Here is a 7137-nt window from a genome sequence, read left to right as displayed (position 1 = left end):
CATACTCTTGAATTTGCTGTGAGAAGTCATCCTCATCTCTCCACTCTATTAACCCCCATGAGCAAACGGAAATTTCCTTAGCTTCAAGAGCTCTAACTCTTTCCGAGAAATACTCCAAAAGGGTTTGAGGATGAAAGTTCCCATTTGCATAATAAAAGTCGAAATTATTGGTAAAGTGTATGCGTACGATTTCCTTCTCGCTTAAACGATCCTTCAATTTTTTATTAATTAGCCTAATATTCCGATCATTTTCAAGAAGCAAAATATGGCTTCCATTCTTTACTACCGTTACAATAAAAGAGACGGCATTTTGTATATAGCAGTCTTCATCTTTATACTCATAAAAAATATGCCCCTTATTGGTTCCTTTTAAATTTTTCATTAAGTGCACCATTTGATCATTCATTTACCATCTTCCCTCTTCTCTATTAAATCGCTGCTGTAATTCCTCCACTTTAAATGGAAATACAGAATTCCTAAATCGTGCTTATCGACAACTATGTATATATTACATGAGGTTTTGTCTTGTGTCATAAATAACTATAATATTCCTTGGAAGATAGTAGCGATCGACATAAAGTGTGTGACTTGCCCCGAAATGTAACAAAGGGTACTCCTGCAAACATATTGTGAATAATTTGATTTTTACTTCAGAAGAAGGACAGCACTGGCCGCATATGTGGCATATAGGGGGTGCTAAAATTGTGGAACAGCAGCAGTAATTGTAGCTAAAAGTAATTCTCCATGATATAGGCTATTCATGGTAAGTTGGGAGGTTAAGCCTTAAAAACTCTTAAAAAGTAAAAAATAGAAGGGGTTCGCTGTTTTTTCTAGAACTATATACGTACAAGCGTTTAACCTGTTTCGGAGAGGAGAATGTATGTCTATATACGAACAATTGTCGGATGAGTTATTAGCAGGTTTTTATGTGGAAATTAAAAGAAATATTAAAAGGGGAATACTTTCTGAAGCCATGTTCCATGAAATTGCACTCATGAAGGCCGCCGCAGAGAAGCGAGAAATGAGTGAGCAAGCTCTACAAGAAATTTATCGTGATCAAGTTGAAACTCAGTATAAGCAACCCAACACTCAGGAAATCCAACAGAGCAAATATGTAAATTAAAGTCACACCCCCGTTTAATTAACCAAAAAGAAAAAGCACCTATATGCTAACGAGTGACACTTTTTCCCACTCAACGATAGACCAATCAAAAGGCCATCTCAGATTTTCCTCCAAATGCAGTGCCCTGCAAATCTTCAATTCTTCTGATAGTGAAAGTACTTATTAGAGTCCTCTTTATCATTAATTGTTTTTATATCCGCTTATGTTAAGAGTAATACCAACAGCCAACCCAATATTCTGCTCCTTCCAAAAGATTCCCACCTATTCTGTGTAACTTTTCTTGTTTCTTAACACTCTAAAATGCCATCCAATATTTTTATTCGCTCTTTGCTAAACCTCTAGACGTTTCATACGGGACAAGATAGGAATACTCTCATTAAATAATGATATAAAGATGTAGGCCAAAAACATATGAAAAAACCCTTACTGAAGCGATATTTCAGTAAGGGTTTTGAAAAATGGAAGTAAATGAGCATTCAATACTCCTATGTAGAAGCTGTTTACTCCTTTACTGCATCCTTTAACGCTTTCCCTGCTTTAAAAGCAGGGACCTTGCTCGCTTCAATATTTATTTCTTCTCCTGTCTGAGGGTTGCGTCCTGTACGTGCAGCTCGTTCACGAACTTCAAACATCCCAAATCCAGGTATTTGAACTTTTTCGCCGTTTCTTAAAGCCTCTACAATGGTATCTAAGACTGTATTAACCGCTATCCCGCCATTCCTACCCGTTAATTCAGCAGCTTGAGTCACTTGAATAATTAAATCCGTTTTATTCATTTTTTACTCCCACACTCCAAATGATATACTTTTTTACTTTCAGCCTATCCTAGTTGTATCATAGGGTACATGAGTTCGCAACCAATAAGAGATTGAGATTAGTTTTTCATTCTGTTACAGAAAGCTTCAGCCTTTTCTTGAGACCAATATGCTTACCGGCAACGATTAAGTCGGGCGCTGGTATTCTCTTCAGTTCACGCGGTTCCAATTTATACTTCATCACTAAATCAGCGAGCTGATTTGAATCTATAAAAAGCTCATGTTCTTTTAAAGTTGTGGAAGAGGGCTGAACAAGGTAAGAATTTTCTTGATAATACCTACCCAATAATGCTAAAGCAAACTCCAACAATTCACCATCTAAATGACTATATAAAGAGGCCGTATCCAATGAGAATGTATTGGGGTCCTCAAAAAAACAAGCTAGTCTAAAAAAGACTTGTTCTGTTCGATTGAATAAACTAATAGTTCCTGAATTCCAACGAGCTGGAGAGTATAAAATATCTTCTAAGTTTGTAAATCTTTCTACAATCAGTTTGGTTTGTCTCTGCATCTATATCCTCCAAGGTTTAATTTTCTTGTGTTCATTCAGATTGCCCTTATTATTATGTATTTATATGTTAAATTTAACAACCTAATTAATGTATATATTAAAGTATAATAATTGTACATATATAGCGCCTACATCAATGGAAACTTCAAAGTCTTTAGTTAGCAGCTTCCCATGTCGTTTAAATGTTTTTGGAAGGGCCATTTTCATAGAAAATCCAGGAAACAGCCCGTTACGTTTCAATCATGGCATTCAGAGATTGAACTCCCAAAAATGTTCGTTTTACGCGTCCTTTTACTGGGGGAAATATGAAACTATGGCTGACGATGTTATAGAGAAACTGCTGCTTAAGAAGGCTACTCTGGCGGGATCTTTAATGGAAAGCCCCTTATTTCAGAACTGCCATGAAGAAGCAGTATTGGAACATGTATTTCTATGGGCTCCCAAATCTTCATCACTCAAAGCCTTGGCTGTATTGTTGCATAGAAAGAAGAAGATCGTGTCATCCGCTAAAACTGTTGGGTGAATTCAGTTGAATTTTTTTGTCAAAGAACTTCTTGCCTGTCATTCCTTAAGGCAATCGTCTCACTGGATATAAAACAGCTGCTGCCGGCCAAGGATAAGGCGATTAATACTTAATATTTAAGTCAAATGAAGGACCTTAAAGCCCTATGACCATTTTGAAGAAGGTGAAGAACAGTTTCATTAGAAGATGGCTGACTTGAAGATTGTAAACTTAAAAATGAATGAGGACGCTATTAATGATTAGGTCAAACAATCGGGCTGGAGTCAGGAAGACAGATCGAAACTGAACTTAGATCTTCTTCTTAACCAAACTCGTAGATGAGAATGACCAGGGAGAGTACCAACGTCATGATGATGACTGAGTGGTGAGCATCTTGGATGATACCTTACATACTTTTGGAGTGTCCCATGCGTTACAATGGGACACTCTTTTTATTGTAAAAAAAAATTAAATTTAAATTATTACAAAATTTAGATGTATACACGTTCATAAAAGTACACATTTACGAACTCTTACTCTTATTCATCACTCGGAGATGTTTGACGTTCGTAAATTTATCAAACGCTATTTGCGGACGTTCATGTATTTTCATTACTTTTACGGACGATTTTTGATAGAATAGAAGAGGAAGACAGAAATAAGGAGGTATATTTCTGAATAGTAGAAAGTTTGGCTATATCCGAGTGAGCAGCAAGGATCAAAATGAAGGCCGGCAGTTAGAGGCAATGAAGAAAATGGGAATAGACGGCCGGGATATCTTTTTAGATAAGCAAAGCGGTAAGGATTTTGACCGTGCTCAATATCAATTGCTGAAGCGTATCCTTCGTGAAGGAGATACGCTATACATCCATGCACTGGATCGATTTGGAAGACACAAAGAGGACATTTTGCAAGAATGGAATGACATAACGAAAAACATTAAAGCCGATATAGTCGTTTTGGATATGCCGCTTTTGGATACCACCCAATATAAGGACAGTCTTGGCACATTTATCGCGGATTTGGTATTGCAGATACTATCTTGGATGGCTGAGGAAGAGCGCGAACGGATCCGCAAACGGCAGCGCGAGGGGATAGATATCGCCATGCAGAAGGGAGTTGTCTTTGGCCGTCCAAAAGCGTATGTGACAGAAGCCTTTAGAGAAGTATATGAACCATGGAAAGCCGGGGAACTGACAGCTGTCAGAGCCATGAAAATAGCCGGTGTTAAAAAAACTACTTTTTATAAGCTAGTGAAGGAGCATGAAAAGGAAATACAGCAACAAATATAATATAGAAGAAACTAGCCTTTACTCAACTAAAGGGGCCAATTCCGCCTCGTTGGATAATCTATCGTCAGCACAGCGTTATTTACCCTGTTAACTTTTGCACTATTTTCTAAAGCGCTTTACTGACTTAATTCTTTATACTTTTCAGGATTATATCTGGAATCTCCCCAATACAGGTGGCAGGATGCTAAAACTCATCATAGATCTTTCATTGGTTAGACGACGTGGGCCCCAATAAAAGAGAGAGCTTATTAAATAGTGTTCCTAGCTCTTTCTTCTTCTGTAACAACTTTCCATTCTCTGCTATTAAATACATGACTTTTTTTTCAAGCTTATGGATGGCTAAACTATTTTGTCTAGAGTAGGAGCCAAGTTTCCCCATAATAAGTGATGCCGATACCGTTCCTTCTCTTATAGAATGAGCTAATCGTAAGACATCTTCATAATTTTCTTTAATGATCTTGATATTTATTTGGCCACGTAAAATAGACTCTAATTTTGGATACTTGCTTGCCTTTTCTAATGTAAACAGCTTTGAATCTGACAAATCTCTTATTCTTGGTGCAAACTTAAAACCTAAAAGGTGAGTTAATCCAAAAATTTGATCAGTATAGCCAGCAGTGTCTGTAAAATGCTCTTCTATATTTAAGTCGGTTTCATGATGCAATAATCCATCTAGGACATGAATTGCATCTCTTGAATTGGTATGAATAATTTTTGTGTAATACGATGAGAACTGATCGCTGGTAAATCGGTAGATTGTTGTACCTTTTCCGGAACCGTAATGCGGATTTGCGTCTGAGTGTAAAGATGAAACGCCTACCTGCATTCTCATTCCATCTGACGAAGAAGTTGTACCGTCACCCCAATAGGAAGATAAGTCTAGCTTGTGATGAAAGTTTACTAATACAGCTTGTGCTTTGCTCATGGCATCTTCATGCATTCTCCATTGAGATACATTGGCAAGTTGTTTATATGTAAGGTCAGGCGTTGCTTCAGCCATCTTACTTAAACCAATATTCAATCCCATTCCTAATAGGGCAGCCATGATGATTACCGTTTCTTCTTTATCTGGTTTACGGTTATTTGAGGCGTGAGTAAATTGTTCATGAAATCCAGTTATATGAGCAACATCCATGAGTAAATCGGTTAATTTTATCCTTGGAAGCATCTGATAAAGGCTAGCACTAAATTTTTTAGCTTCCTCTGGAATATCCTTCTCCAACCGTGCAATTGAAAGCTTTCCTTTTTCAAGCGAAACTCCCTCTAGTTTATTCCAATTGTTAGATAACCATTTTAGCTTCTCATTAAGGCTATTGGTCCTTTCTTGGATGTAGTCTTCGAACGATAAGCTAACTGATAATCGTGTACGGTCTTTGTCTTGGTTCCATGTATCTTGTGAAAACAAATATTCCTCAAAATCTCTATATTGTCTACTGCCTGAGATAGACACATCACCGGCTCGAACATGCTCTCTCAATTCCGTTAAAACAGCCATTTCATAATAGTGCCGATTGATTGTACCGTCTTCTTCATATAAATGCCTTTTCCAACGATTTGAAACAAAATCTACAGGTGCTGCTGCAGGGACTTTTCGCTTTCCAGAATCGTTCAGACCTCGTATAATCTCAACCGCCTGCAAAAGTGGTTCGTTTGACTTTGTTGAACGAAAATCTAGAACCTTCAATAGTGTCGGTGTATACTTTCGAAGGGAATAAAAGCGCTTTTGGAGTAAATCTAGATAATCATAATCCACAGGTCGGGCTAGTTCTTGAGCTTCTTCTACTGAAGTGACAAAGGAATTCCATTCAATGACAGACTCTAAAACCTCAAAGACATCTAATCCTTCCGTTTTAGCTTTTATTAATGCTTGTCCTATGCTAGAAAAGTGTATGACTTTTTCATTTACCTTTTTACCATTTCTTTTCTGAATTTCTTCTTGAGCCTTTCGTCCTTTTGACAGCAAGCTTAGTATTTGTCTATCATGAATTTCAAAAGCCTTATCTGTTAACTCCTCAGTAAGTTTCAATAAATATACGGTTAGAATTGTATAACGTTTGTTTTCTTGAAAGTCACGAAAAGCATAAGGTTCATATCTTGAACCTAATCGAGAAAACTGTAAAAAGCGATTCCGGTGTAAATGATTAAGCTTAGCGCTTCCGAGTTCCATTCCTCGAATATATTCAAGTCTTTCTATTACTTTTAAAAATGTCTCAGGAGAAGGATGACCTGGTGACTCCTTTAACCAACCCAAAATTGTTTTATTGGTTTCAGATCGATGCTGAGATGTAATGATTTCTTCAAGCTTTTCTTTTTGATCATTTGTTAGAGATTGACTCACGGTATTAAATATCTTCTTTTCGGCCATTGCACGAGCTTCCCATACCATCCTTTCGAGTGTTGTAATAGCAGGAAGTATAACTCTATTCTTTCTCAAAAAATCTATGCTCTCATGTAGTAAATGAATGGCATCTCCATTTTCTAATGCTAATTGATAAAGGTGTTTAAATGTCATTCGATATTCTTTTAGAGTGAATGTTATAAAACCATATTCGTTCCGAATCTCTTTCATGTGATCCCACAATGTATTTTCTCTTTGAGGATAAAGACCAAGTGAAGAAGGATCTGCATTGATCTGTTTTGCTATGTATCGCAAAACCGAATCAGGCATGTTTTTAATGTGTGTATATGACCAGCCTGGATATCGAAGAACAGCTAATTGCACTGCGAACCCTAATCGATTTTCTACTCTGCGTCTTTTATTAATAACTGCCAAGTCATGATTAGAAAAAGTATAGTAGGTTCCTTCAATCAAATCTTCTTCCGGAATCTCCATTAGAAGATTCCTTTGATCCGTTGTAAGTAATTCTCTTCCTCTTGCCATTTTCATCAGGTAT

The 7137-nt window shown here is 37.1% G+C and carries 6 protein-coding genes and 1 pseudogene; 3 read left to right on the top strand and 4 right to left on the bottom strand.

Going from position 1 to position 7137, the window contains the following annotated elements:
• Positions 1 to 406 (bottom strand): MEDS domain-containing protein (locus ABU165_RS22130; protein WP_353762691.1); only part of this gene is annotated, 406 nt, incomplete at its 3' end.
• A gap of 474 nt (positions 407 to 880) precedes the next feature.
• On the opposite strand from ABU165_RS22130, the gene ABU165_RS22125 reads away from it, so the two are divergent.
• The gene (locus ABU165_RS22125; protein ID WP_318060979.1) at positions 881 to 1123 is read left to right on the top strand and encodes a hypothetical protein; all 243 of its coding nucleotides are present in this window, start codon (positions 881 to 883) and stop codon (positions 1121 to 1123) included.
• A gap of 500 nt (positions 1124 to 1623) precedes the next feature.
• Here the strand turns inward: ABU165_RS22125 and ABU165_RS22120 are convergent, their stop codons facing one another.
• A complete protein-coding gene (locus ABU165_RS22120) occupies positions 1624 to 1899 on the bottom strand; it encodes an HU family DNA-binding protein (protein ID WP_318060978.1) in 276 nt (91 codons plus the stop codon).
• Between the two features lie 106 nt (positions 1900 to 2005).
• The gene (locus ABU165_RS22115) at positions 2006 to 2449 is read right to left on the bottom strand and encodes a hypothetical protein (RefSeq protein WP_318060977.1); all 444 of its coding nucleotides are present in this window, start codon (positions 2447 to 2449) and stop codon (positions 2006 to 2008) included.
• Between the two features lie 313 nt (positions 2450 to 2762).
• Between ABU165_RS22115 and ABU165_RS22110 the strand changes: the two genes are divergently transcribed.
• Both ABU165_RS22110 and ABU165_RS22105 read left to right on the top strand, forming a co-directional pair.
• A complete protein-coding gene (locus tag ABU165_RS22110) occupies positions 2763 to 2972 on the top strand; it encodes a hypothetical protein (protein ID WP_318060976.1) in 210 nt (69 codons plus the stop codon).
• 653 nt (positions 2973 to 3625) lie between these two features.
• A complete protein-coding gene (locus ABU165_RS22105; RefSeq protein ID WP_224905838.1) occupies positions 3626 to 4243 on the top strand; it encodes a recombinase family protein in 618 nt (205 codons plus the stop codon).
• A 337-nt stretch (positions 4244 to 4580) separates the two neighbouring features.
• Here ABU165_RS22105 and ABU165_RS22100 read toward each other — a convergent pair.
• Positions 4581 to 7130 (bottom strand): annotated as a pseudogene (locus ABU165_RS22100) (Tn3 family transposase); the annotation flags it as partial.
• Positions 7131 to 7137: the final 7 nt, after the last annotated feature.

Origin of the sequence: Cytobacillus sp. T106 (assembly GCF_040492155.1) — a bacterium.
Taxonomy (GTDB): Bacteria; Bacillota; Bacilli; order Bacillales; family Cytobacillaceae; genus Bacillus_AB; species Bacillus_AB infantis.
Note: the sequence above shows the minus strand (reverse complement) of the source record. Positions and strands in the feature narration are given on the sequence as shown.

What these genes read in the sequence shown, in the direction of transcription:
- ABU165_RS22125 (WP_318060979.1), top strand. Translation starts at nt 881, where the DNA reads ATGTCTATATACGAACAATTGTCGGATGAGTTATTAGCAGGTTTTTAT.
- ABU165_RS22120 (WP_318060978.1), bottom strand. Translation starts at nt 1,899, where the DNA reads ATGAATAAAACGGATTTAATTATTCAAGTGACTCAAGCTGCTGAATTA.
- ABU165_RS22115 (WP_318060977.1), bottom strand. Translation starts at nt 2,449, where the DNA reads ATGCAGAGACAAACCAAACTGATTGTAGAAAGATTTACAAACTTAGAA.
- ABU165_RS22110 (WP_318060976.1), top strand. Translation starts at nt 2,763, where the DNA reads ATGGCTGACGATGTTATAGAGAAACTGCTGCTTAAGAAGGCTACTCTG.